Annotated in this window: 21 protein-coding genes; 9 read left to right on the plus strand and 12 right to left on the minus strand. The window is 72.2% G+C overall.

Annotated elements, in window-relative coordinates; genetic code table 11:
* Nucleotides 1-112: 112 nt before the first annotated feature.
* Both ACWDXC_RS33615 and dapA read right to left on the minus strand, forming a co-directional pair.
* Nucleotides 113-1,798: a ribonuclease J gene (locus ACWDXC_RS33615; RefSeq protein WP_219503416.1), complete on the minus strand. Its 1,686-nt coding sequence runs from the start codon at nt 1,796-1,798 to the stop codon at nt 113-115.
* A gap of 65 nt (nt 1,799-1,863) precedes the next feature.
* Entirely contained in the window at nt 1,864-2,781 is a 918-nt protein-coding gene (gene dapA, locus ACWDXC_RS33620; protein WP_449988790.1) for a 4-hydroxy-tetrahydrodipicolinate synthase, read from the minus strand.
* A gap of 534 nt (nt 2,782-3,315) precedes the next feature.
* On the opposite strand from dapA, the gene ACWDXC_RS33625 reads away from it, so the two are divergent.
* Nucleotides 3,316-4,032 (plus strand): GntR family transcriptional regulator, encoded by a 717-nt coding sequence (locus ACWDXC_RS33625; protein ID WP_219503420.1) that lies wholly within the window; start codon nt 3,316-3,318, stop codon nt 4,030-4,032.
* 159 nt (nt 4,033-4,191) lie between these two features.
* Complete coding sequence (locus tag ACWDXC_RS33630) at nt 4,192-4,890, plus strand: JAB domain-containing protein (protein WP_449988793.1); 699 nt, start codon at nt 4,192-4,194, stop codon at nt 4,888-4,890.
* Nucleotides 4,891-5,215: 325 nt separating this feature from the next.
* Here ACWDXC_RS33630 and ACWDXC_RS33635 read toward each other — a convergent pair whose 3' ends face one another.
* Entirely contained in the window at nt 5,216-6,034 is an 819-nt protein-coding gene (locus ACWDXC_RS33635; RefSeq protein WP_449988795.1) for an NmrA family NAD(P)-binding protein, read from the minus strand.
* A gap of 256 nt (nt 6,035-6,290) precedes the next feature.
* Nucleotides 6,291-6,593 (minus strand): hypothetical protein, encoded by a 303-nt coding sequence (locus tag ACWDXC_RS33640; protein ID WP_357585303.1) that lies wholly within the window; start codon nt 6,591-6,593, stop codon nt 6,291-6,293.
* A 110-nt stretch (nt 6,594-6,703) separates the two neighbouring features.
* Here ACWDXC_RS33640 and ACWDXC_RS33645 point away from each other — a divergent pair, with 110 nt between their 5' ends.
* Nucleotides 6,704-7,180, plus strand: coding sequence for a GntR family transcriptional regulator (locus tag ACWDXC_RS33645; RefSeq protein WP_449988799.1), 477 nt, complete (start codon nt 6,704-6,706; stop codon nt 7,178-7,180).
* Between the two features lie 43 nt (nt 7,181-7,223).
* Complete coding sequence (locus tag ACWDXC_RS33650) at nt 7,224-7,712, plus strand: GntR family transcriptional regulator (RefSeq protein ID WP_449988801.1); 489 nt, start codon at nt 7,224-7,226, stop codon at nt 7,710-7,712.
* Nucleotides 7,713-7,868: 156 nt separating this feature from the next.
* Here ACWDXC_RS33650 and ACWDXC_RS33655 read toward each other — a convergent pair whose 3' ends face one another.
* The 3 genes from ACWDXC_RS33655 to ACWDXC_RS33665 are packed head-to-tail and all read right to left on the minus strand — an operon-like array spanning nt 7,869 to nt 10,267.
* Nucleotides 7,869-8,267: an ASCH domain-containing protein gene (locus ACWDXC_RS33655; RefSeq protein WP_449988803.1), complete on the minus strand. Its 399-nt coding sequence runs from the start codon at nt 8,265-8,267 to the stop codon at nt 7,869-7,871.
* 23 nt (nt 8,268-8,290) lie between these two features.
* Complete coding sequence (locus ACWDXC_RS33660; RefSeq protein WP_219503440.1) at nt 8,291-9,313, minus strand: hypothetical protein; 1,023 nt, start codon at nt 9,311-9,313, stop codon at nt 8,291-8,293.
* Nucleotides 9,314-9,355: 42 nt separating this feature from the next.
* Nucleotides 9,356-10,267: a DMT family transporter gene (locus tag ACWDXC_RS33665; protein ID WP_449988806.1), complete on the minus strand. Its 912-nt coding sequence runs from the start codon at nt 10,265-10,267 to the stop codon at nt 9,356-9,358.
* On the opposite strand from ACWDXC_RS33665, the gene ACWDXC_RS33670 reads away from it, so the two are divergent.
* The 5 genes from ACWDXC_RS33670 (at nt 10,266) to ACWDXC_RS33690 (ending at nt 14,373) form a co-directional block, all read left to right on the plus strand.
* The gene (locus ACWDXC_RS33670) at nt 10,266-11,663 is read left to right on the plus strand and encodes an aminotransferase-like domain-containing protein (RefSeq protein ID WP_449988809.1); all 1,398 of its coding nucleotides are present in this window, start codon (nt 10,266-10,268) and stop codon (nt 11,661-11,663) included. The genes ACWDXC_RS33665 and ACWDXC_RS33670 overlap by 2 nt on opposite strands.
* A gap of 24 nt (nt 11,664-11,687) precedes the next feature.
* On the plus strand, nt 11,688-12,209 hold the full coding sequence (locus ACWDXC_RS33675) for a CGNR zinc finger domain-containing protein (RefSeq protein ID WP_219503450.1): 522 nt from the start codon (nt 11,688-11,690) through the stop codon (nt 12,207-12,209).
* 92 nt (nt 12,210-12,301) lie between these two features.
* Nucleotides 12,302-12,862: a GNAT family N-acetyltransferase gene (locus ACWDXC_RS33680; protein ID WP_308125698.1), complete on the plus strand. Its 561-nt coding sequence runs from the start codon at nt 12,302-12,304 to the stop codon at nt 12,860-12,862.
* Complete coding sequence (locus ACWDXC_RS33685; protein WP_449988813.1) at nt 12,862-13,737, plus strand: 1,4-dihydroxy-2-naphthoate polyprenyltransferase; 876 nt, start codon at nt 12,862-12,864, stop codon at nt 13,735-13,737. Before ACWDXC_RS33680 ends, ACWDXC_RS33685 begins: the two co-directional genes overlap by 1 nt.
* Before the next feature lie 42 nt (nt 13,738-13,779).
* Nucleotides 13,780-14,373, plus strand: a complete 594-nt coding sequence (locus tag ACWDXC_RS33690) for an XRE family transcriptional regulator (RefSeq protein ID WP_364175593.1) — start codon at nt 13,780-13,782, stop codon at nt 14,371-14,373.
* Between the two features lie 37 nt (nt 14,374-14,410).
* Here the strand turns inward: ACWDXC_RS33690 and ACWDXC_RS33695 are convergent, their stop codons facing one another.
* The 5 genes from ACWDXC_RS33695 to ACWDXC_RS33715 are packed head-to-tail and all read right to left on the minus strand — an operon-like array spanning nt 14,411 to nt 21,365.
* Complete coding sequence (locus tag ACWDXC_RS33695; RefSeq protein ID WP_449988815.1) at nt 14,411-16,156, minus strand: ABC transporter ATP-binding protein; 1,746 nt, start codon at nt 16,154-16,156, stop codon at nt 14,411-14,413.
* A 1-nt stretch (nt 16,157) separates the two neighbouring features.
* Nucleotides 16,158-16,970: an ABC transporter permease gene (locus ACWDXC_RS33700; protein ID WP_449988817.1), complete on the minus strand. Its 813-nt coding sequence runs from the start codon at nt 16,968-16,970 to the stop codon at nt 16,158-16,160.
* Nucleotides 16,967-17,920 (minus strand): ABC transporter permease, encoded by a 954-nt coding sequence (locus ACWDXC_RS33705; protein ID WP_449988820.1) that lies wholly within the window; start codon nt 17,918-17,920, stop codon nt 16,967-16,969. Before ACWDXC_RS33705 ends, ACWDXC_RS33700 begins: the two co-directional genes overlap by 4 nt.
* Complete coding sequence (locus ACWDXC_RS33710; protein ID WP_449988823.1) at nt 17,920-19,779, minus strand: alpha/beta hydrolase family protein; 1,860 nt, start codon at nt 19,777-19,779, stop codon at nt 17,920-17,922. Before ACWDXC_RS33710 ends, ACWDXC_RS33705 begins: the two co-directional genes overlap by 1 nt.
* Nucleotides 19,752-21,365 carry an ABC transporter substrate-binding protein gene (locus tag ACWDXC_RS33715; RefSeq protein ID WP_449988825.1) on the minus strand — a complete coding sequence of 538 codons (1,614 nt, stop codon included), beginning with the start codon at nt 21,363-21,365 and terminating at the stop codon, nt 19,752-19,754. The genes ACWDXC_RS33710 and ACWDXC_RS33715 overlap by 28 nt, the downstream gene beginning before the upstream one ends.
* Nucleotides 21,366-21,424 lie beyond the last annotated feature (59 nt).

The raw sequence follows: 21,424 nt of genomic DNA on the forward strand, positions 1-21,424 counted from the left end.
CCGTCGCGGCCCCGGGTGAGGGCGGGCTCTCCCGGGGCCCCGCTGAGGGGTTGGGATGCGCCCGCCACACCTTTCGTTCGAGCCGGATCTGCCGGCTGCGGCGACCCTCGGGTCAGACCTCGACCACCACTGGGATGATCATCGGGCGTCGGCGGTAGGTGTCGCTCACCCAGCGCCCCACCGTACGGCGGACCACGCGGCGGATCTCCTGCATGTCGATCACCCCGTCGGCGGCCTTCTCCTCGAGGGCCTTCTCGATCTGCGGGATGAACTGCTCGAACTGCGCAGGGTCTATTCCCGAACCGCGGGCGTGTATCTCCGGTCCGGCCGTGAGCTTGCCCGTGGTGGAGTCCACGACCACGACCACGGAGATGAAGCCCTCGTCACCCAGTATGCGCCGGTCCTTCAGCGAGACGTCGGTGATCTCTCCCACCGACGACCCGTCGACGTACACGTACCCGGCGTGGACCGCACCGACGATCTTCGCTCGGCCGTCGACCAGGTCGACCACGACGCCGTCTTCGGCGATGACGATGTGATCGTCCGGCACGCCGGTGAGCGCGGCGAGCTTGGCGTGCGCCCGCAGGTGCCGCCACTCGCCGTGCACCGGCATGAAGTTGGACGGCCGGGTGAGGTTGAGCACGTAGAGCAGCTCGCCGGCCGCAGCGTGGCCGGACACGTGCACCTTGGCGTTGCCCTTGTGCACCACGCGGGCGCCCCAGCGGGACAGGCCGTTGATCACCTTGTTGACCGCGGTCTCGTTGCCCGGCACCAGCGACGAGGCGAGCAGGACCGTGTCGCCCTTCGCGATGCGGATCGGGTGGTCGCGGTTGGCCATCCTCGACAGCGCGGCCATGGGCTCGCCCTGCGAACCGGTGCAGATCAGCACCACGTCCTGCGGCGGCCACGCCTCGATGTCGCGGGAGTCGACGATGAGCTCCGGGGGCACCTTGAGGTAGCCGAGATCGCGGGCCACCCCCATGTTGCGCACCATCGAGCGGCCGACGAGGGCGACCTTGCGGCCGTGCTTGGCCGCCGCGTCCATGACCTGCTGGATGCGGTGTACGTGAGAGGCGAAGCTGGCCACGATGACGCGCTGCTCCGACGTACGGATGACCTCGTCGATGACCGGCGCGATCTCACGCTCGCTGGTGACGAACCCCGGCACCTCGGCGTTGGTCGAGTCGGACATCAGCAGGTCGACGCCCTCGCTGCCGAGCCGGGCGAATCCGCCCAGGTCGGTGAGGCGGCCGTCGCTCGGCAGCTGGTCCATGCGGAAGTCGCCGGTGTGCAGCACTATGCCGGCGGGCGTCCTGATGGCGACCGCCAGGGCGTCGGGGATCGAGTGGTTGACCGCCAGGAATTCGCAGTCGAACGGCCCGAAGGAGTGTCGTTCGCCTTCCGTGACCTGGACCTTGGTCGGCTGGATTCGGTGCTCGCTGAGCTTGGCCTCGATCAGGGCAAGCGTCAGCTTGGAGCCGATGAGCGGAATGTCGCGCCGCTCGCGCAGGAGGTACGGGACCGCTCCGATGTGGTCTTCGTGCGCATGCGTCAGCACCACGGCCTCGACCTGGTCGAGCCGATCTCTGATGTACTCGAAGTCCGGCAGGATCAGGTCCACGCCAGGCTGGTCGGGCTCGGGGAAGAGCACCCCGCAGTCGACGATCAGCAGGCGGCTGTCGTATTCGAAGACGGCCATGTTGCGGCCGATCTCGCCGAGCCCGCCGAGTGCGACGATGCGCAGGCCGCCTTCCGGCAGCACCGGAGGAGGGCCAAGATCAGGATGCGGATGGCTCATACCCGGCTCCCAAGGTCGACCCCATGGTCAAATCGTGTTCTCAAACTCCCGGATCCTCCCCGTTCCTATACGTCTGTCAACTTCACCCCGCCGGCCACCAGGCAAGCACGCAGCTCGGCGATTTGCTTCTCAGTCGCGGGCACGAGCGGCAGGCGTACCGGACCGACCGGTATTCCCACCATGCTCAGCGCCGCCTTTGCCATGATCGCGCCACCCGCGCTCATCATGATCCCCTCGACGACCGGCGCCACCTGGCGGTGGATCGCGCGCGCGCCGTCGATGTCACCGTTCGCGTGGAGCCTGATCATGTTGGCGAGGTCGCTGCCGACCACGTGCCCGACCACGCTCACGAACCCCGCCGCGCCAAGCGAGAGCCAGGCCATGTTGAGCAGGTCGTCGCCGGAGTAGTAGGCGAGATCGGTCACCGTCATCATCGTGTTGCCGGCGAACAGGTCTCCCTTGGCGTCCTTCACCGCCACGATGCGCTCGTGCTGGGCCAGCCGGATCAGGGTCTCAGTCTTGATCGGCACGCCGCTGCGACCGGGGATGTCATAGAGCATAACCGGCAGTTCCGTCGCGTCTGCCACGGCGGTGAAATGCCGGTAGAGCCCTTCCTGCGGGGGCTTGCTGTAATAAGGGGTCACGACGAGCAGGCCGTGGGCGCCCTCGCGGGCTGCGCGCTTGGCCAGTTCGACGCTGTGACGCGTGTCGTTGGTGCCGGCTCCGGCCACCACGGTCGCCCGGTCGCCCACCGCTTCGAGCACCGTGCCGAGGACGCGGGCCTTCTCCTCGTCGGTGGTGGTGGGCGACTCGCCGGTGGTGCCGCTGACGACCAGCCCGTCGTTGTGCTGCTCGTCCACCAGGTAGGTCGCGAGGCGTCGCACGGTCTTGTAGTCGACCTCGCCGTCGGCGGTGAACGGCGTGACCATGGCGGTCAGCATGCGGCCGAAGGGCGCGTCCGTGGTTCCAGTTGGCGATGCCATAGTGCGAACGCTACCTGGATTCCGAAATCCGTTGGACGCCGCCACCCCGAATTGCCTGCCTGGAGCCGCTTTTTGTCACACCGTTCTCCGGCATCTCAGGGCACATCCGACTACGCTCCACCGTTGTCGATCGCTCCCCCATCCATGCCCGCCCTCCACGGGCCCACTCCTGGCACCCGTGACGACTTCCGGGGGATCAGAGCCCGTTCACGGGAGCCGGCGGTCGTCGCTTCGCTCCGGGGGCGATCACGGAGGGTCGCGGCCGGGGATCGCCCGCGCGCCCGGCGGGCAGGCGCGGACAGGGCCTGTACCAGGGGCGGGCAATGGAAGAGGTCGCCGATATGTGCTCGGGGGTACACACATCGACGACCTCTACCGGAGAATCGGCGGGCCTTACGCCCGCGTTACAGGGTTTCTCCGATAATTTTCCGCTATCGCAAAGTTGGGGCTCCAGCGGTCCTCGATGACGGTCGGTTACCTGCCGAATACGGCAACATGGGGCAACGCCTCACACGAACCCCCAGGGATGGACTAGTGACGACCTCAGATCCGGTCTACCTGCGTGTCGTTGAAGACATTCGACGGCAGATCAACGACGGTACCCTTCCTCCTGGCGCGCCCATTCCTTCGCGGGCGCAGCTGACCCGCAAGTATCAGGTCGGCGAGACCGCGGCTCGTCACGCTCTGCGTGTGCTGGCGGGTGAAGGTCTCATCATCGGCCGCGTGGGTTCGGGCCATTACGTCAAGGAACGGCCTGATCTCTCATCGCTGCACCGATGGCGGTTCCTTGATCACCCTACGCCCTTCGCAGCGGATCTCCAGTCCCAGGGGCGGCGCGTGACGTGGGATTGGTACAGCGAACCCGCCGAGGCGGGGCCCGACCTCGCCCGGCGGCTCCGGGTGGATCGGACGGCCACCTTGACCAAGACGCGTTACGTCTTCCGGGGCGACGGGCGGCCGCTCCAACTCGCGACCGCGTACGAGCCGCTGGAGTTCGCGCCGCACACCGAGGAGGAGCGGCGCAGTCTGGCCGCCAGGCTGGACGCGCACGGGATAAAGATCACCGAAGTCGTCGAGAGCATCCACACCCGGGTTCCCGAGCCCCGGGAGAGCGAGGTTCTGGACCTGTCGGCCGGTGTCCACGTCCTGCATGTCGAGCGGACCCACTGGGCGGGCGACCGGCCGGTGGAGACGAGCGACATCATCATCCCGGGCGACCGGTTCAAGATGGTGTACAGCATGCCCGTCTGAGGCACCCTGGGCCACTGCCGTGTCCCGACATCTCCGCCTATCCGCCGCTGCCCGCCACACCGGCACGTCCCCGAACGCTGGCGCCGGCCGGCCAGCAGGCAGACGCCCGCCCAGAGGTTGTCGGTGGTCGTTGATAGAACCGTGCAGGAGGTGGGGGATGTGCGCGTCAAAGACCTGCCGCGGCGGGAGCGGCCCCGTGAGCGGCTCATGGACAGCGGCGCCGGGGCGCTGGCCGACCGCGAGTTGCTGGCGGTGCTGCTCGGCTCGGGGTTTCGCGGGATGAGCGCGATGGACCTGGCCGCGCGGGTCATCGCACACTGTGGCGACCTCGACGGGCTGGCCAGGTCGGAGCCGCATCGGCTGCTGGCCGTTCCGGGGGTGGGGCCGGCGAAGGCGGCGCGGGTGGCGGCGGCGTTCCATCTCGTACGGCGGGCCGACGCCGAGCCCGAGCGGGTGCGCATCACGGGCACACCCGACCTGGCGGCGGTCGCGGCGCCGCTGCTGCGCGGGCACGCGTACGAGAGGCTGGTGCTGGTCGTGTGCGACGGCCGGGGGGCGGTGCTGCGACGGACGGTGATGAGCGAGGGCGGCACCGACCACACGATGGTGCCGGTACGGGAGATCGTCACGGCGGTGCTGACGGCGGGTGGCGCGGCGTTCGGGATCGCGCACAACCATCCGAGCGGCTGCCTGGAGCCGAGCGACGACGACGTGGTGGCCACGGGGCGGCTGAGGGATGCCGCCGAGACGGTGGGGCTGCGGTTCCTCGACCACCTCGTCATCACGGACACGGCCTGGCGGCGCGTGGCGGGTCCAGCAAGTCCAGCAAGTCCGGCGGGGGACGTGATGGCGGCATGACGGGACCACCGCCCGGTGGGGCGGCTGACGTCCGGGGGTTGCGCACGCGGGTGATGAAGGCGGGTCATTGCCGCAGGTCACCCGATAGCGCGCGATCCCTACGAAAGCGCTGAAGCCCCGTCGGCCCGCATACCCCCGTGGCATCCTGAGTCCGCGGGTCGGCCGTTGAGGACGTCAGGCGGCCGATTACTCGTAGTGTGTGGCCGCACGGCCTCCCGGAAGGACGTGCGGCCATGTTGCCTGCTGCCGGGCACCCATCAGCCGCATCCGAAGGCAACCGGCCCGGTTGATGGTGACGGGCCAGTCGGCCCGGCGGCAGGCATTCCTACGCGAACCGCTCGGCATGCCTGCTGACCCAGTCGGCGAACGTACCGGGCGGCCTCCCGGTGAGCTCCGCCACGGTCGGCACCACCGTGTACGCCTCGGGCGGCGGGTTGCCCTGCCAGGCGGCGAGCAGGTCGATGAGCTCCTCCGCGTGCCCGGCCCGCCGCCAGCGCTCACGGGCCTCAGCCTCGGTGAGCTCGGCGAACTCCAGGTCCCGGCCGATCGTCCTGGCGATCACCGCCAGCCGTTCGCGCGGGGTCAGCGCCTCCGGGCCGGTCAGCGTGTAGACCTTGCCGGCGTGCCCGGGCTCGGCGAGCGTCACCGCGGCGACGGCCCCGACGTCGGCCTCGTCGACCATCGCCGCCGGCACGTCGCCGAACGGTTCACGTACAGTGCCCTCCTTTCGGATGGCATCTGCCCATCCGAGGGTGTTGCCCATGAAGTCGACGGGCTGGAGGCGGGTCCATTCGAGCGCGCTCGACTCGACGGCCTCCTCCACCGGGCCGAGCCGGCCGTTCCACAGCACGGTGGCGCGTCGTACGCCGGCCTTCAGCGCCAGCTCGACGATCTCGGGGCCGGTGGTGAGCGTGGCGTAGTCGTCGCCGCCGACGGTCAGCAGGTGTACGCCGACGACGCCGGCCAACGCGGGGCCCAGGGTCTCGGGTCTGGTGAGGTCACCGGCCACCACGTCCACCTCTGGCGGCAGATCGGCCGTGGCCGGGTTCCTGGTCAGGGCGCGGACCTGGTGTCCGGCTCGGAGCAAGTGGCTGACGACGTGGCGGCCGGCCTTACCGGTGGCGCCTGTCACAAGGTAGGTCATGAGCATTCTCCATCTCGTCGGTCGATGTGACCGTAGAACCCCGACCTAACTTGAGGTCAACTGTGTCTTCTGTGGTTCGGAGGGGGCTCCGGCGGACAGAGCGATGGAGGCGCCGGAGCCCCCCAAGGCCCTCGTGAGGCCCGGGCCCGTATCCAGACCTCACGAGGGCGATGGACCCGGCAGGTGCTGACGCGTTGGGATGACACCTGCCGGGGGAATGGACAAGCCTGGACCTGAGCTTGCCCGGCGGTCATGGTCAACGTGCTGCCCCGAGCAGCAGCCGAGCCCACAGGTCGTCGATCTCCGCGGCCCTGCCTGGCAGGCACTCGTCGGAGATCAAGCCGCTTCGTCTGATGCGGATCCAGCGGATGAACCGCATGCCGCCGATCTGGCACAACTCGTAGTACGTCTTCTCGCAGTCGCAGGTGAAGTCACGCACCCGCACCGACGTGATCAGCGGACGCCCGGGCCACCATTCGATGGCCACGCAGTCAGCCCGCACGGGGGCCGGATGAGGGCTGAGGCACCTGTCGTTCAGGTGGACCCATGGATCGATCACGCGAGAAGCATACGTCTAGTTGTATCGCTCTGCCTATTCATAACGGAAACTCGGGCTCAACAGACGAAGCGTTATGGGAGGCCTCGTACACCTTCGTCTATCTTTCGACTGTGCTCGACTACGATGGGGACACCCACATCTATCTGCAGATCGCCGAGATCCTCCGGCATCGGGTCGCCGGGCTCTCGTCGGGGCATCCCGTGCCGAGCGAGGCCGATCTCCAGAGCGAGTTCGGGGTCGCCAGGACCACCGCGCGGCGGGCGATCCACGTTCTGCGCGAGGAAGGTCTCATCTACACCGTCCAGGGCGAGGGCACGTTCGTCGGAGCTCCGGACGCGGCGCCCCGCAAACAGCGGAAGATCCCGCTCTATCAGCAGATAGCGCTGGACGTCGCGGAGGAGATCAAGGCCGGGCGCTACCAGCCTCGCCGGCCGATCCCGGGCGAGACCGCGCTGGTCCAGCAGTACGACGTCGCCCGCGAGACGGTGCGCCGCGCCATGGCCCTGCTGCGCGAGCAAGGCTGGATCTACACCGTCCCCCAGCGCGGCAGCTACGTCTCCCCCAAGGAATCGTGGCCCCAGGATTAGCATCCGGCCCGCCTAGCCCTGTGCGCACGCCTAGGCTCCTCCCATGCTGGATCGCGAGGGCCCCGTCCCCATCTACCGCCAGATCGCGGATGTCATCGCGGGTCGCGTCAACCGGGGAGAGCTGCTTCCGGGCGAGCCGGTGCCGAGCGAGGCGCTCATGGAGACGGAGTTCCGGGTTTCCAGGAGCACGGCCCGCCGGGTGGCACGTGAACTCAGAGAGCGCGGCGTCGCGTACACGATCCAGGGCGAGGGGACGTTCATCGGCCTGCCCGACACACCCCGCAGGTCGAGAAAAGGCCCGATTTACCGAGAAATAGCAGCCGACATTTCGCGGCAGATTACTCAAGGCGGCATCGCGCCGAACAGGGCCATTCCCGGCGAGAAGGCGATGATGCGGAAGTACGGCGTCGCGAAGGCGACGGCACGCTCGGCGGTCTCGCTGCTCAGGGAGCAGGGCTGGGTGTTCACGGTCCCGCAGCGGGGCACCTTCGTGTCGGCCCAGGAGCGGTGGCCTGCCGGCGGCGAGGACTAATCACCCGCATTGAGGACGATCCAGCCCGGCGAAGAAGTCTTCTCCGGTGAATGCCTGCGCGAGGTGGCGGGCAGGGAGGACAATCTTTTGCGCGGCCATCGGTCCGGTCCCCTGTTGTACTGCGCCTTTCGAGGGGGGATCGCGATGGCCGCGCCGCTATTCGGAAATTAGGCGGAACGACAAACACACCACCGTCGTGTCGTCGTTCACCTCGTAACCCTCGGCGCGCCAATAGCGGCGGTGCGATTCCCGCCAGCCGTCGATCGACGTGTAGCCCTCGCCTTCCGATTCGGCGAATTCCCAGGAGACCTCGGCGAAGGGGACCTGGGTGACGGCGGTGACCTCGACGGTGGCGACCTGGGCGCCGGCGTCGCCGACCAGGGCCAGGCGCTCGCCGACGTGTTCCAGGGGCTCGTTCTCGGCGTGGTAGTCGAGTTCGAGCAGGCCGGCCGTGCCCTGCTTGGCGCCGGACAGGGCAAGGCCGGTCAGCCAGGTGCGCATCTCGCCGGGCGTGCCCAGCTCCAGCACCCGCAGGCCGTTCATACGTCCCCACATGCGCGGCATCGTACGCCACGAGGTCAGAACACCGGGATGATCTCCTCGGGGTCGACGAAGTCGACGGGGACGCCTTCCAGGTCGAGCTCGGGGATGGCGGGGAAGGCGATGCCCCAGCGTTCGACGATGGCGCGGACGCGGGCCATCGCCACGCGCCAGTTCTCCGCCTGCTCGTCGTAGGACAGCAGGCCGAGGCCGGCGTCGCGGGCGTGGTCCATCAGGACGCGGTGGTTGGCCAGGAAGTACGGAGGCAGCTCCCAGAACCCCTCGGGCGGCTCCCAGAGGATCATGGACAGGAAGACGAACCCGGCGCGCAACTGGCGGGTGATGAGGACGCGGGTGTCGTCGGTGAGGCCGGGCCATTCGTTCTCCAGGATCGTCATGCAGATCTGGAGGTGACGGGATTCGTCACGCCCGATGCGCTGGAACATCTCCTCGAACACCGGGTGCCGGGTGCCGGACGCCATTCCGCGGAACAATGTGGAGGCGGCCATCTCCCCCATCATGAAACTGGTGAACAGCACGGGCAGCGAGTATTTGCCGACGGCGCTGTTGTAGCCGTTCCAGTAGCGGCCGCCGTTGTGGTAAAGCCAGCCGATGTTGTTGTGGGCGGCCTTTTCCAGGTCGTCGGACGGGGTCCAGTCGAGGGGGCCGCCGGGCCAGAGCTTGGCGATGGCGCGCTGGCAGCATTCCTCGTGGTTCATCTCGTCACGGGTGATCGAGAAGAAGCATTTCCTGACCGGGTCCTCCTCGTGCTTCTCGAACGCCTGGATGGTGGCGCGGGCGAAGACCGCCGGCCCCGAGGCGTCGAAGTTCGCCAGGACCGCGAACCAGTACATGATGCCGAGCCGCTGCTCACGGGTGAAGTCGGCCGGGTCGAGCTCGTCCCAGGGCAGGTCGGCCGGGTTCCAGAGCATGCGCTTGGACTTCTCGTAGATGGCGGCGAGCTTCTCGGTCTCGACGCGCCATTCCATCGGGTAGATGTTCGGTTGCGGGATTTCCGGCGCGGGCCAGAAGCCGCCTTCGGGGATCGTGAGGTCCGCCATGTGACACCTCCACCCCCATCCTGCGGCCAGGCGTCACGGCTTTCAAGTACGGGCGCGCTGCGTGATGGCGACGCACACGAGCACGGCCAGCGCCGCGGCCACGGTGGCGAGGCCGAACCGCTCCCCCATGAGGAACCACGCCCACACGAGCGTGAGCAGCGGCTGGGTGAGCTGGGTCTGTCCGGCTCTGGCGATGCCGCCCCTGGCGAGGCCCGCGTACCAGGGGAAGAAGCCGAGGAACATCGAGACGAGGCCGACGTAGGCGAGCCCGGCGAGGGAGACGGGGGTGGGTGCGACGGGGGTGGTGAGGGCCAGCACGGCGGTGACGGGCGCGGTGACGGGGAGGGACAGGACGAGCGCGTACGAGATCACCTGCCAGCCGGGGGTGGTGCGGGAGAGCGTGCCGCCCTCGGTGTAGCCGACGGCGGCGGAGAGCAGTGCGCCCACCAGGAGGAGGTCGGGCCAGACGGCGCCGGAGCCACCCTGGGTGAGGGTGAAGACGGTGATGGCGACGGCGCCGGCGGCGCAGGCGGCCCAGAAGAGCGGGCGGGGGCGCTCGCCGGCGCGCAGGACGGCGCAGGCGGCGGTGGCGGCGGGCAGCAGGCCGATCACGACGGCGGCGTGGGCGGTGCCGGCCCCGAGGTCGAGGGCCAGGCCGCTGAGGACGGGGAAGCCGAAGACGACGCCGAGGGAGATGAGCAGGTACGGGCGCGGGTTCGGCGGGATGAGGGGCAGGCGGGCGGCCTTGAGGCAGATCACGGCGACGACGCCGGCGATGAGGGCGCGGCCGATGGCGACGAGCCAGGGGTCGAAGCCTTCCATCGCGTAGACGGTGGCGGGGAAGGAGCCGGAGAAGGCCAGGACGCCGAGGAAGGCCAGTGCGGTGCCCCGGCGGGCGTCGGGGGCGGGGACCGCTACTGCGGTCGTGGCGATAGCGCTATCCTGTTCCTTCATGGACAACGATAGCAGTATCGCCACGATCGCCGCGATCCTGCGGGAGGAGGCGGGGCGGCTGCGGCCCGGCGATCGGCTGACGCCGAGCCGGGAGATCGTGCGGCGGCACGGCGTGAGCCCGGTGACGGTGTCGCGGGCGCTGGGGCAGCTCGCGGCCGAGGGCACGGTGGTGACCCGGCCGGGCAGCGGGGCGTTCGTGGCGGCCCGGCGAGAGTGGGCGCCCGACGCGGCCGACTTCTCCTGGCAGACGGTGGCGCTCGGCGACCGGGCGGTGTCCGGGGAGCCGGTGGAGGCGCTGCTGGGGGCCGCGCCGGAGGGGGTGGTGCCGCTGACGGGCGGCTACCTGCATCCGGGCATCCGGCCGGACCGTCAGCTCGCGGCCGCGGCGGCGCGGGCGGTGCGCAGGCCGGACGCGTGGGCGATGCCGCCGCTGAGCGGGCTGGCGGAGCTGCGCGGCTGGTTCGCCAAGCAGGCGGGCGGCGACGTGACGGCCGCCGACGCGCTGATCGTGAGCGGCGGGCAGGCGGCGCTCACCCACGCGCTGCGGGCGCTGGCCGCGCCGGGCACACAGGTGCTGGTGGAGACGCCCACCTATCCGGGCGCGCTGGCGGCGGCGAAGGCGGCCGGGCTGCGGGCCACCGGCGTGCCGATCGACCGCGACGGGGTCCGGCCCGACCTGCTGGCGGAGGCGTTCGCGGTGTCGGGGGCGCGGGTGTTCCTGTGCCAGCCGACCCTGCACAACCCGACGGGCGCGACGCTGACGGAGGAGCGCCGCCGGCAGGTGCTGGAGGTGGCCAGGGCGGCCGGGGCGTTCGTGATCGAGGACGACTACGCCCGCTACCTGACCGCGTCCGCGCCGCCATCCCTGGTGTCGGCGGACGCGCACGGGACCGTGGTGCATATCCACTCGCTGACCAAGATCCTGTCGCCGAGCATGCGGGTGGCGGCGCTCGTCGCCCGGGGCCCCGCGGCGCACCGGCTGCGGGCCGGGCAGCTCGTGGAGTCGTTCTTCGTGGCGCGGCCGTTGCAGGAGACGGCGCTGGAGTTCGTCGGCTCGCCGGCCTGGCGGCGGCACCTCGGCGCGGTGCACGCCGAGATCGCGGCCCGGCGTGACGCGCTCGCCGCCGCGCTGGCCGCGCGGATGCCGCAGGCGCCGCCGTTCCTGGTGCCGGGCGGCGGCATGCACCTGTGGCTGCGGCTGCCGCCGGAGACGGACGAGCACGCCCTGGTGGAGGCCGCCAAGCGCCACGGCGTGCTGGTGAGCCCGGGGCGCATGTACTACCCGGCCGAGCCGCCCGGCCCGCGCGTGCGCGTCACCCACATGGCGCCGGCGAACCTGCCGGAGCTCGCCGAGGGCGTGAGCCGGCTGGCACGGGCCCTGCGCGCGCTCGGCTGATCACTCGGCGAGTAGAGTGGCCCCATGCTGGTGGCGGCGGAGTTGGTGCGTGACTTCGTGAACACCTATGACGTCGAGTCCGACGCCGACGATCTGGGCACTCCCTCCGAGCTGGGCGTCTGGCTGCGCGAGCGCGCGCTGGCCGGGCCCCGCGACCGCGCCACCGACGACGACCTGGCGACCGCGATCGCGCTGCGCGAAGGGTTGCGCGCGGCGCTGCGGCGGCTGCCCGGCGCCGGCCCGCCCGAGCTGCCGCGCCTGCCGCTCACCGTGGTGATCGGCTCGCGGCCCGGCCTGGCCCCGGTGGCGGGCGGCGTGCCCGGCGCGCTGGCCAGGATCGCCGCCGCGGCGACCGACGCCTCGTGGGACCGGCTCAAGGTGTGCGCGGAGGACACCTGCCAGTGGGCGTTTATCGACGCCTCCAAGAACCGTTCCCGCTCGTGGTGTTCGATGAGGGTCTGCGGTAACCGCACCAAAACGCGCGCATACCGGGCCAGGAAGCAGGGTTCGCGTCGTCTCCAACCTTCAAACACCGATACGGTGTAACTCGTGCCTCGTGGCATGAACAGCAGTCGAAGGAGCGGGCCGAGATGGCAGACGTAGGCGTCCGGGCGGCCCGGCGCGAGGATGTTCTCCAAGTGGCGAATGTTCAGGTCCGCGCCTGGCGCTACGGCTACCGGGACTTCCTGCCCGAGGGTCCCCTCGAGCAGATGACCGGCCCGGCGGCCGAGAAGATGTGGCTGCGCCAGTGGGACGAGGCGATCGTCGCCCCGCCGACCTCACGGCATCGCGTGCTGGTGGCGGTGGAGACCATCCTCGACACCGAGGGCTTCCCCGCGCTGGGCGCCGGCGGCAACGCCGCCCCGGCCACGCCGCGCGGCGGCGAGCGGGTGGTTGGCCTGGCCTCCCACGCGCCGGCCGAGGACCCCGACCTCGACCCGACGGTCGTGGCCGAGATGCTGACGCTGCTGGTCGACCCCGACTTCGTCCGGCGCGGCCACGGCAGCCGCCTGCTCAACGCCACCGTCGACCACCTGCGTGAGGACGGCTACCGCCAGATCGTCACCTGGGTGTTCGCCGACAACTACGCGGTCCTCGGCTTCCTGGAGTCGGCGGGCTGGGGCGAGGACATGGCCGAGCGGGTGCTCGACATGGGCCGCCCGATCCGCATGGTCAGGCTCACGACGGACATCAGCTGATGCCCACCCCCGCACAATGGCTGGCCGGCGCACGCCCGCGCACGCTGCCGAACGCCGTCGTCCCCGTCATGGCGGGCACCGGCGTGGCGATCGGCGAGGGCGGCTTCGTCTGGTGGCGCGCGATCCTGGCGCTGCTCGTCGCGCTGCTCCTGCAGATCGGCGTCAACTACGCCAACGACTACAGCGACGGCATCCGCGGCACCGACGACCAGCGGGTCGGGCCGATGCGCCTGGTGGGCTCGCGGGTGGCCACGCCGCCGCAGGTGCTCGCCGCCGCGCTCGGCAGCTTCGCCGCCGCGGCGGTGTTCGGGCTGGTGCTGGTGCTGGTCACGCAGGCGTGGTGGGTGCTCCTGGTGGGCGCCGCCGCCATCGCCGCGGGCTGGTTCTACACCGGGGGCAAGAGGCCGTACGGCTACCGCGCGCTGGGCGAGTTGTCGGTGTTCGTGTTCTTCGGGGTGGTGCCGGTGGTCGGCACCGCGTTCGTGCAGACCGAGCAGCTCACCTGGGCGGCGCTGGTGGCGTCGGTGCCGGTCGGGCTGCTGTCGTGCTCGATGCTCGTGGTCAACAACCTGCGTGACGTGGGCACCGACGCGGACTCGGGCAAGCGGACGCTCGCGGTCGTGCTCGGCGCGCCGCGCACCCGTCACCTGTACGCGGCCTGTCTCATCCTGCCGTTCGCGGTGGCGCTGGCGATGACGCCGGTCGCGCCGGCCGCCGCGCTCGCGGTGCTGGCCGCCCCGCTGGCGATCGCGCCCGTGCGCGCGGTGCTCGGCGGCGCCGCCGGCCCGGCGCTGATCACGGTGCTGCAGCAGACCGGCAAGCTCCAGCTCGCCTACGGGCTGCTCCTCGCGATCGGCCTGGCCCTGACGCTGTAGCCGTCCGGCATGATGGAGTCAGTATCCAGGGAGGGGAGCCACGTGCGCCACGACAAGACCCCCGATCTGGGCGTGACCGCGGGGCCCGGCGCCGGGGTGCGAGGGGCGATCGCGGGCAACCTGCGCCGCACCCGGCTGGCGCGCGGCCACAGCGTGCGGGAGCTGGCCGACCTGACCGGGGTGAGCAAGGCGCTCATCTCGCAGATCGAGCGCGGGGTGGCCAATCCGACGATCGAGGTGCTGACCCGGCTGGCGGCGGCGCTGCGGCTGACGTTCGCCGAGCTGACCCGTACGCATCCGGCGGGGCCCGAGGTGATCCGGCGCGGTGAGGGCGAGGCGGTGATGACCGGCGACACGGCGGTGCGCAGCCTGTTCGACGCGCCGGACCGGCGGCGGTTCGAGCTGGCGGAGGGGCTGCTGCCGCCGGCGACGCGCAGCGCCAAGAGCGCGCACGGGCGCGGCTCGATGGAGCACGCGTACGTGGTGTCGGGCGAGGTGACGGTGGCGACCGACGCGTGGTCGGTGACGCTCGGCGAGGGTGACGCGCTGCGCTTCGCCGCCGAGTACGACCACGTCTACGCCACCGGCGAGCTGGCCTGCCGGGTGCTGACGCTGATCTCCTTCTCCGACGACTGACGACTGACGACTGATGGCTGACGACTGAGCTCCGGGATCAGCCGGGCCAGCGGCTGGTCCCGTCGGGCACGCTGGCCAGCAGGTCGCGCGTGTAGGGGTGGGCGGGCTCGTCCAGCACCCGGTCGACGGGGCCGCTCTCGACGCACTCCCCCGCCTTCAGCACGTACAGCCGGTCGGCGAGCTGGCGGACCACGGCGAGGTCGTGGGTGATGAACAGCATGCCGGTCGACAGCCGCTCGCGCAGGCCGGCGAGCAGGCCGAGGACCTGCGCCTGGACGGAGACGTCGAGGGCGGAGACGGGTTCGTCGCAGACGAGCAGCGCGGGCTCGCCCGCCACGGCGCGGGCGATCGCGACGCGCTGGCGCTCGCCGCCGGACAGGTTGGTGGGGCGCAGGGCGGCCAGGGCGGGGTCGAGGCCGACGAGCTCCATGAGCGCGGCCACGTCGGCGGGGCGGCCGTCGGCGACGAGCGCCTCCTTGAGCGTGGCGCCGACCGTGCGGGCGGGGTTGAGGGTCGAGTACGGGTCCTGGAAGATCATTTGTGCGGTGCGGCGGGCCTGGCGGACGGCCTCGCGCGACATGCGGGCGTAGTCGGAGCAGTCGCGTCCGCCCAGCAGGATCGTCCCGGCGTCGGGGCGTTCGAGGCCGGTCACGCAGCGGGCCAGCGTGGTCTTGCCGGAGCCCGACTCGCCGACGACGGCGACGATCTCGCCCGGGGCGACGGTCAGGCTCACCCCGGCCAGCGCGGGCCTGGTCGAGCCGGGGAAGGTCTTGCGCAGATCGCGCAGGTCGAGCACCGGCTCTGCGGCGGCCCGTACGGGCGCGGCCACGCCGAGCGGGGGCGCGGGGGCGGCGGGCAGGTCGCCGGCCCGCACGCAGGCCGACAGGCGGCCGGCGTCCCCGGCCGGGCGGAGCGGCGGGACGCCCGCGCGGCACTCGGCCAGGGCGAGCGAGCAGCGGTCGGTGAAGGCGCACTGCCCGGCGACCGCGTCGTGGGCGGGGACCGAGCCGGGGACGGCCGGGATGGCGGCCAGGCGGCGGTCGGCGGGCGGCTCGGCGGCCAGCAGCGCCCGCGTGTAGGGGTGGCGCTGCTCGCGTCGCAGGTCGGCGGCCCGGCCCACCTCCATGACGCGCCCGGCGTACATGACCACGACGCGGTCGCACATGCTGAACGCCAGCCGCAGGTCGTGCGTGATGAGCAGGAACGTCATGTCCCGCTCCCGCTGCACGCGCCGGATGAGGGCCAGCACCTCCCGCTGCGTGGTGGCGTCCAGGGCGGTGGTCGGCTCGTCGGCGAGCAGCACGCGGGGCGCGGCGGCGAGCGCGGCGGCCAGCCCGACACGCTGGCGCATGCCTCCGGAGAGCTGGAACGGGTAGCGCCCGGCCACGTCGGCGGGCAGCCCCACCTCGGCCAGCAGCCGGGGCACCTCGGTCTTCGGGTCGGCGCCGCGCGGCAGCCCGTCGGCGATCTGCTTGCCGGCCTTGCGCAGCGGGTTGAGCAGCGTGAACGGGTCCTGCATGAGCAGGGAGACGGTGGAGCCGCGCTGCCGCCGCTGGGCGCGCGGGTCGTCGTCGACGCGCCGCCCGCCGACCTCCACCAGCCCGGACGCCTCCAGCCCGGCGGGCAGCAGGCCGAGCACGGCCCGCGCGGTGAGCGACTTGCCCGATCCGGACTCGCCCACGATCGCCACCGACTCCCCCGGTGCGACGTCGAAGGACACCTCGGAGAGCAGGGTCCGGCCGGTGGCGGGCTGGCGTACCGACAGTCCCTCGACGCGCAGCATGTCAGCGTGCCCTTCCGCGCCGGTCGACGCGCTCGTGCAGCCAGTCGCCCACGATGTTGAGCGCGGCGGCGGTGGCGATGACGGCCAGGCCGGGGGCGATGACGGCCCACGGGTTGGCCAGGAGCTGGGTGCGGTTGTCGGCCAGCGTGCGCCCCCAGTCGGGCGACCCGGCGGCCACGCCGAGGCCCAGGAAGGACAGCGACGACAGCGACACCAGGGCGTAGGCGAAGTTGAGGAAGGCGTTGGCCAGGGCGACGGAGGCGATGTTGGGCCAGATGTGGCGGGTCATGATGCGCCAGGAGGACAGGTTCTTGAGCACGGCGGCCTCGATGTAGGGCCGGTGACGCTGTTCCAGCACGGCGCCGCGCACCACCCGGGTGTCGGTGGGCGCGAACAGGACGACGAGCACGGCGATGGCCAGGCCGTAGCCGCCGCCGAGCACGCCCGCGACGACGATGGCGACGAGCAGCGCGGGCAGCGAGAACATCAGGTCGGCCCAGCGCATGGCCAGGGTGTCGGCCCAGCCGCCGAAGTAGCCGGCGGCCAGCCCGATCAGGTTGCCGATGAGCATCGACCCGGCGGCGACGGCGAACGCGCCGGGCACGGCCGTGCGCGCCCCGGCGATGAGCAGGTCGAGCACGTCGCGGCCGAGGTCGTCGGTGCCGAGCGGGTGGCCGGGTCCGGGGCCGGTGATGCCGGTCATCAGGTCCTGGTCGGTGGCGCCGGGCACGAGCCAGGGCGCGAACGCGGCGGCGGCGGTGACGGCGGCGAGCACGGCCAGGGCGGCCCACACGCTGACCGGGGTCCGCTTCACGACGCGCCTCCGCCGAGCCGTACGCGGGGGTCGGCGAGCGCGTACCCGATGTCGACGAGCAGGTTGACGGCGGCGATCAGCAGGGTGAGCAGGAGCGCGAGCGCCTGCACGACGGGCACGTCCTTGAACGTGACCGAGTCGACGAGCAGCGATCCGAGGCCGGGCAGCGCGAAGACGACCTCCACGAGCACGGTGCCGGCCAGCATGCCGGTGACGACGAGCCCGGCGGCGGTGAGCATCGGCACGATCGAGTTGCGCAGCGCGTAGCCGAGCACGACGGGCGCGGCCAGGCCGCGGGCGCGGGCGAAGACCACGTAGTCCTGGTCGAGCTCGCCGACGAGGGCGGCGCGGCTGAAGCGCAGCAGCATGCCGACGGCGCCGACGGCCAGCGCGGCGGCCGGCAGCGTGAGGTGCCAGAGCTGGTCGGCGAGCCCTTCTCCGGTGCCGTAGCCGGGGAACCAGCCGAGCCACCCGGCGAACACGACGAGCAGCAGCAGCCCGACGGCGAACGGCGGCGCGCTCAGCCCGGCGACGCCGGCCGTCACCACGAGCCGGTCGGCGGCCCGGCCGCGCCGCAGTGCGCCGAGCACGCCGAGCGGGATGCCGGCGAGCGCGGCCAGCAGCGTGCCGTAGGCGGTGAGGGCGAGCGTGAGCGGCACCCGGTCGGCGAGCATGCCGGAGACGGGGGCGCCGGTCCTGATGGAGGTGCCGAGGTCGCCGCGCAGCACGCCGCCGAACCAGCGCAGGTACTGCACGGTGACGGGGTCGCCGAGGTGGTAGCGGGCCTGGATCGCGGCGATGGTCTCGGCGGTGGCGGGCCGGGTGCCGAGGAGCGTCTGCTGGACGGAGCCCGGCGCGAGGTAGAGCAGCCCGAACACCCCCGCCGACAGGAGCAGCACCACGACGGCGGTGCCCGCGAGCCTGCGCAGGGCGAAGCGGCCCCACCCCATCACAACACCCCGCCCCCGGTCAGCCAGCCGATCACGCGCTTGGCCGCGTCCGCGCGGTGCGCGTCTTCCACCAGCTCGTGACCCTCCCGAGGGTAGACGACGAGCTGGGTGCTCACTCCGGCCACCGACCAGGCGCGATAGAGCTGTTCGGCCTGGCCGACGGGGGTGGTCCGGTCCTGGTCGCCGTGCAGGACGAGCGTCGGGGTGGTGACGTTCGCGGCGTGGTGGACGGGCGAGCGGGCGGCCAGGAACTCGCGGCCCTCGGGGGTGGCCGGGTCGGCGCCCGCGTGGTAGAGCGGGTCGAAGCCGCCGCCCAGGTTGCTGCCGGTGGAGAAGCTCAGCCAGTCGCTCACGCCCGACAGCACGACCGCCGCGCGGAAGCGCCGGGTCCGGGTGACCGCCCAGGCGGTGAGGTAGCCGCCGTAGCTCAGGCCCATGATCGCCATCCGGTCCGGGTCGGCGACGCCGGTCGCGGTCAGGTGGTCGACCCCGGCGAGCACGTCGGCCAGGTCCGCCTCGCCGAACCGGCCGATGACGGCGCGGGCGTAGTCCTGGCCGCGCCCGCTGCTGCCGCGCGGGTTGGGCAGCAGCACCGCCGCGCCGGCGTGCGCGAGCGGCACGGCGAGCTGGTTGGACTCGGCCGGCGCGAACGAGCTGGACCACAGCCAGGTGGGCCCGCCGTGCGCGATGACGACCAGCGGCCGGGGCCCGTCGCCCGGCGTGGTGAGCAGCAGGCCGGAGACCGGCAGGCCGTCGTGGCCGGTCCAGGTGATCTCCTCCTGGCTCACCGCGAGCCGGGCCAGGGCGGCGTTGAGCGCGGTGACCGGCTTCCAGTCGCCGTCGGCCAGCGCGGCGACGGCGACCTCGGGCGGCTGCCCGGGGCTCTCCCAGCAGGCCGCCACCAGCGTGCCTGACCGGTCGGGCGACAGGGACGGCTGGCCGTCGCGCCCGCCGATCGTGCCCCGGGCGGTCCAGCGGTGGATCACGCGGCCGCCGGTGTCGAGCACGCCGCCGTGCACGCCGGTGCCGTCCCAGCCGGTGAACCAGAGCGTCCGCTCGTCCAGCCAGCCGAGGTCGGTCACGTCGTCGATCTCGCCCAGACGGCTCACGCCGCCGCCGTCCAGGTCCACGTACAGGACGCGCCCGGAGACGATCGACAGGCCCTCGACCACGACGGCGGCGCGCCCGCCCGGGGCCAGCCTGGGCCTGCTGAGCTGCCACGCGGTGCGGTGCAGGGTGCGGAGGCCGGTGTCGTCGATCAGGTCGAGGCGGGGCCGGTAGTAGCCCGCGGGGGTCTCGTCGGCGGAGGTGACCGCGAGCGCGCGGCCGTCGCGCCAGTCGGCGTCCCACACCGTGGGGGCCGGCAGCGGCCGGGGCGTGGCGTCGCCGACGCGGAACCGGACCAGCCGCCGCAGCCGCCCGCCCGGCACCCGCACGAACGGGTCGCCCGGGTCGGGCACGCGCAGGCCGAGGTGGCTGCCGTCGCGCTCGCTGCCGGGATCGGCCAGGCGGACGAGCACGGTGCCGTCGCCGCCGGGGATCAGGTCCTCGATCTCGCCGGTGACCCGCGCCTGCCAGAGCGGCTCCAGCGTGATGCCGTGCCTGACCTCGACCCGGTCGCCACCGGCCGCCAGCAGCAGCCGTCCGTCGGGCAGCCAGCGGGTCAGCGCCTGCGGCTCGCCGCCGGGCACCGGCCGCCGCTCGCCGTCGAGGGCCAGCATGTACGCGCGCGTCCCCAGCACGCAGGCCACGCGGTCGCCGTCCGGGTGCAGCGCCACCGACTCCGGGTAGCGCAGCCCGGCCAGCTCCCGGTGGACGTCGAGCGGCCCCATCAGCGGGCGGTCAGGTTCGCGGCCCACGGGCCGACGAAGAAGTACGGGCCGAACTCCCCGGTGGTGACGGCCGGGCCGAACGCGGTCGCGGCCTCGCCCCACCACAGCGGCTGGTACGGGACGCCGGCGGCGGCCTTGACCAGGGCCTGGCCGAGCAGCTTGCCCCGGGCGGCGTCGTCGGTGCTCGCCTTGGCCGCGTCCAGGAGCCTGCTCACCTCGGCGTCGTCGTACTCGGCGATGTTGGTGCCGTTCTCGCCGCGGGCCGAGCGGTGCAGGAGCTGCTGGGCGTACTCGGCGGGGTCGCCGGTGGTGGCGAAGTACCAGCCGAGGTAGATGCCGGAGGCGTGCTTGCCGAGGTCGGCGATCCACTGCTCCAGCGGCACCTCCTTGACCTCCAGCGTGATGCCGAGGCTCTTGAGGTTCTGCGCCAGGGTGAGGGCGGCGCGGCCGAGCTGGGGGCCGCTGCTGGGGTAGGAGAGCACGTCGGTGAAGCCCTGCGGGGTGGCCGACCGCGCCAGCTCGGCCTTGGCCGCGGCCAGGTCGAACCCGTACTGGGGGATGCTCGCGTACAGGGCGGTCACCTCGTCGGGCGGCAGCACGCCGCCCCACTGGGCCGGGTCGGGGATGGTGGCGGCGACCTGGGCGTGGCCGCGCAGCACGCTCCTGACGACGCCCTCGCGGTCGATGGCGTGGGCGACGGCCTTGCGGACGTGAATGTCGTCCCACGGCGCCTTGGCGGTGTTGAAGGCGAGCGTGACGAGGGAGCGGTCGGCGGCCGTCCTGAGCTCGACGCCGGAGATCGTCTTCCACTGGTCGATCTGCTCGGCGGGCACGTTGAGCGCGACGTCGAGCTCGGCGCCGCGCATGGCGAGCAGCCGGGTCGACTCCTCGGGGATGAAGTCGATCCTGATCTGTCGGAACGGCGCCTTGCCGCCCCACCAGCCGTCGTTGCGCTCCAGCGTCACGTGGGAGTCGGGGGCGAACTCGGCCACCTTGTACGGGCCGGTGCCGAGCAGTTTGCCCTCGGGGGTGCCGATGCGCTCGCCGGTGGCCTGGATGAACTTCTCGCTCGTCACCAGGAGCGTGCCGGGCGAGGGCGTCCAGGCGAACGACGCGTCGGGGTTCTTGAGCCTGATGGTGATCTCGGCGTCGCCGGTGGCCTCGATCGTCTCGACGCCCGCGTACGCGTAGGCGAAGCCGCTGGTGGAGCCCTTCTTGGCGTGCAGGTCGAGGCTGGCCAGGACGTCGGCGGCGGTCATCGGGCTGCCGTCGGAGAACGTCACGCCCTTGCGCAGCGTGTAGACGTAGGTGGTGGCGTCCTTCCTGGTCCGGGATTCGGCCAGGGAGGGCTGGAGGCTGCCGTCGCGGCCGACGCCGACCAGGGACTCCTGGACGAGCAGGGCGACGACGTAGTTCATGATGCCCGACTCCTTGGCGGCGTCGAGCGAGCCGATGGACGACGGCAGCGCGACGCGGAGCACGTCCCGGCTCTGCCGCTGCGGCTCGGCGCCGCCGGGGGCGTCGTCGCTGCCGCAGGCGGCCAGGGCCGCAAGACCGCCCACAAGGGCGGCCGCCCGCAACAGAGAGCGCCGGGAGAGGGGGAGTTCGGTCACCGGTGGACCCTACTTTCACGTGTCCGGTCAACCCGCCTAGCTGCAGTGTCTACCGGTAA

This window comes from Nonomuraea sp. NPDC003214, from assembly GCF_053590035.1.

Coding starts and splice junctions, on each gene's coding strand:
- ACWDXC_RS33615 (WP_219503416.1), bottom strand. CDS start 1,798: ATGAGCCATCCGCATCCTGATCTTGGCCCTCCTCCGGTGCTGCCGGAA.
- dapA (WP_449988790.1), bottom strand. CDS start 2,781: ATGGCATCGCCAACTGGAACCACGGACGCGCCCTTCGGCCGCATGCTG.
- ACWDXC_RS33635 (WP_449988795.1), bottom strand. CDS start 6,034: ATGACCTACCTTGTGACAGGCGCCACCGGTAAGGCCGGCCGCCACGTC.
- ACWDXC_RS33650 (WP_449988801.1), top strand. CDS start 7,224: ATGCTGGATCGCGAGGGCCCCGTCCCCATCTACCGCCAGATCGCGGAT.
- ACWDXC_RS33655 (WP_449988803.1), bottom strand. CDS start 8,267: ATGTGGGGACGTATGAACGGCCTGCGGGTGCTGGAGCTGGGCACGCCC.
- ACWDXC_RS33660 (WP_219503440.1), bottom strand. CDS start 9,313: ATGGCGGACCTCACGATCCCCGAAGGCGGCTTCTGGCCCGCGCCGGAA.
- ACWDXC_RS33670 (WP_449988809.1), top strand. CDS start 10,266: ATGGACAACGATAGCAGTATCGCCACGATCGCCGCGATCCTGCGGGAG.
- ACWDXC_RS33665 (WP_449988806.1), bottom strand. CDS start 10,267: ATGAAGGAACAGGATAGCGCTATCGCCACGACCGCAGTAGCGGTCCCC.
- ACWDXC_RS33675 (WP_219503450.1), top strand. CDS start 11,688: ATGCTGGTGGCGGCGGAGTTGGTGCGTGACTTCGTGAACACCTATGAC.
- ACWDXC_RS33685 (WP_449988813.1), top strand. CDS start 12,862: ATGCCCACCCCCGCACAATGGCTGGCCGGCGCACGCCCGCGCACGCTG.
- ACWDXC_RS33695 (WP_449988815.1), bottom strand. CDS start 16,156: ATGCTGCGCGTCGAGGGACTGTCGGTACGCCAGCCCGCCACCGGCCGG.
- ACWDXC_RS33705 (WP_449988820.1), bottom strand. CDS start 17,920: ATGGGGTGGGGCCGCTTCGCCCTGCGCAGGCTCGCGGGCACCGCCGTC.